Genomic DNA, 2,259 nt, shown 5'->3' with positions numbered 1-2,259 from the left:
GTACAAACAACAAAGACCCCGAAGGGCCTTTGCTTAACTTACTGGCATTGCCCCGTGGTGGGGGCGGCTTTGCCGGGCGCTTGTGGCGCACCTGGATTCGTGGCGCTGGCGATGTGCCAGCGCTTCGAAAAATCAGCCCAGGGCAGGCCTCATGGATACAGGCCGCGCATTTCGCGGGCGTGCAGGATGCGCTGGCAGGCCACGATGAAGGTGGCAGTGCGCAGGCTCACCTTGTGCTCTTGCGCCACCTGCCAGATGCCCGCGAAGGCCTCTTGCATGATGCGCACCAGGCGGGCGTTGATCTCGTCCTCGCTCCAGAAGAAGCTGGAGAAGTCCTGTACCCATTCGAAGTAGCTCACCGTCACGCCGCCCGCGTTGGCGATCACGTCGGGCAGCACCAGCACGCCCTTGTCGTTCAGGATGTCGTCGGCCTCGGTGGTCGTGGGGCCGTTGGCGCCTTCGATCACCAGCTTGGCCTTGATCTTGCCGGCGTTGTCCTTGGTGATCTGGCCTTCCAGCGCGGCGGGGATCAGGATCTCGCAATCCACACCCCAGAACTCTTCGGCGTTCATCACTTCGGCGCCAGCAAAGCCGCCCACGCCGCCACGGGTTTTCACATGCGCCAGCAGCGCGGGCACATCCAGGCCCTTGCTGTTGAAGATGGTGCCGGTGTGGTCTTGCACAGCCACCACCTTGGCGCCCGCTTCGGCAAACAGCTTGGCCGCGATGCCGCCCACGTTGCCAAAGCCTTGCACGGCCACACGGGCGCCGTCCAGCGCCAGGCCAGTCAGCTTGGCGGCTTCCACACCCACGGTGAACACGCCACGGCCGGTGGCTTCCACGCGGCCCAGCGAGCCACCGATGTCCACCGGCTTGCCGGTGACCACGCCGGTGGCGGTGGCGCCCACGTTCATGGAGTAGGTGTCCATCATCCAGGCCATGATCTGGCCGTTGGTGTTGACGTCAGGTGCCGGGATGTCCTTGGTGGGGCCAATCAACAGGCCGATTTCGCTGGTGTAGCGGCGTGTCAGGCGCTCCAGCTCACCCTTGGACAGCTTCTTGGGGTCCACACGGATGCCGCCCTTGGCGCCGCCGTAGGGCACGTTCACCGCCGCGTTCTTCACCGACATCCAGGCCGACAGGGCCATCACTTCGGACAGCGTCACGTCCTGGTGGAAGCGCACGCCGCCCTTGCCGGGGCCGCGGCTCAAGTTGTGCTGCACGCGGTAGCCTTCGTAATGTGCGATGGTGCCGTTGTCCAATTCGATCGGCACGTCCACGACCAGGATGCGCTTGGGGCGCTTGAGTGTTTCGACCCAGCGCGCGAGGCTGCCGAGGTAAGGGGTGACGCGGTCTACCTGCTGCAGGTAGTTGCCCCAGGGGCCGAGGTGGTCCGCCTGCAGGTACGAAGGCAGCGGATGCGCAGATGCGGCGGGTGTGCCAGAGGGATTCGACATGGGAATTTCCTTGTGGGATCGATTCAAGCCGCGAAGCTTATGCCTGTGGTCGAGCGGTGTCTAAGGCCAGTGTGTATGCCCCTTATGCGTTCGTTGCATAACCGCAGTGGCGCCAGGATGCGGTTGTTTGCGTCAAAACAAAAACGGCACTTTTGTGCGGTTTTGCAGAGCGGAGGAGCAACGCTGGCGCCAGATGCCTGCTTTTGTGGCTTGTGCTTCATATTTGGCCGATAAACTCGACCGCCAAAGCGCTCCCTCGGCACCGTCGCACCCCAGCGCACCAGCCGCTCCTCTATTCAACAAGGTAAGCCCATGAGTTTGAACTGCCCCGCCTGCGCCACCGAAAACCGCGAGGGTGCCAAGTGCTGCAAAGACTGCGGCGCCCCGCTGGTGCAACACTGCCCTGACTGTGCTGCGCCCTGCAAGCTGGGGGCCAAGTTCTGTGGGCAGTGCGGCCATGCGTTCGTAACGGTAGCGGCAGCCGCTCCAGTGGCCGCAACTCCTGCCCCAGCACCGGTAGAGGAGCTGGATTTCGATTTTGATATGGACGGCCCTGCCGATCCCGAGGCCGACACCCGCCCGGCCCCGCTGGAGCCCTCGCCCGACAGCCCTTCAGATGAGGTGGATTTGCTGCTGGATACCCCCGCGGAGCCCGCTGCGCCCGCGCAGGACGCCACTCTGGGTGCGGTCGCTGGCGCGGTCGCGACCACTGCGGTGGAGGTAGCGGAAGTGGAGGAGACTGCTCCTGCTCCTGCTCCTGCTCCTGCTCCTGCTCCTGCTCCTGCTCCTGCTCCTGCTCCTG

2 protein-coding genes are annotated in these 2,259 nt (G+C 64.5%); one reads left to right on the top strand and one right to left on the bottom strand.

Going from position 1 to position 2,259, the window contains the following annotated elements; all coding sequences use genetic code 11:
* Positions 1 to 149 precede the first annotated feature (149 nt).
* Positions 150 to 1,457, bottom strand: a complete 1,308-nt coding sequence (locus IHV84_RS18850) for a Glu/Leu/Phe/Val dehydrogenase (RefSeq protein WP_044397127.1) — start codon at positions 1,455 to 1,457, stop codon at positions 150 to 152.
* Positions 1,458 to 1,769: 312 nt separating this feature from the next.
* On the opposite strand from IHV84_RS18850, the gene IHV84_RS18845 reads away from it, so the two are divergent.
* On the top strand, positions 1,770 to 2,259 hold a 490-nt coding region (locus IHV84_RS18845; RefSeq protein ID WP_198848000.1), incomplete at its 3' end, for a zinc ribbon domain-containing protein.

The organism is Acidovorax sp. IB03, from assembly GCF_016406015.1.
In the GTDB taxonomy this organism is placed as follows: Bacteria; Pseudomonadota; Gammaproteobacteria; order Burkholderiales; family Burkholderiaceae_C; genus Acidovorax; species Acidovorax temperans.
The sequence above is the reverse complement of the archived record's forward strand: the minus strand, read 5'-3'. Positions and strand labels throughout refer to the sequence as shown.

Bases quoted from the DNA above. Each gene is read 5' to 3' on its own strand.
- IHV84_RS18850 (WP_044397127.1), bottom strand. From the start codon at position 1,457: ATGTCGAATCCCTCTGGCACACCCGCCGCATCTGCGCATCCGCTGCCT.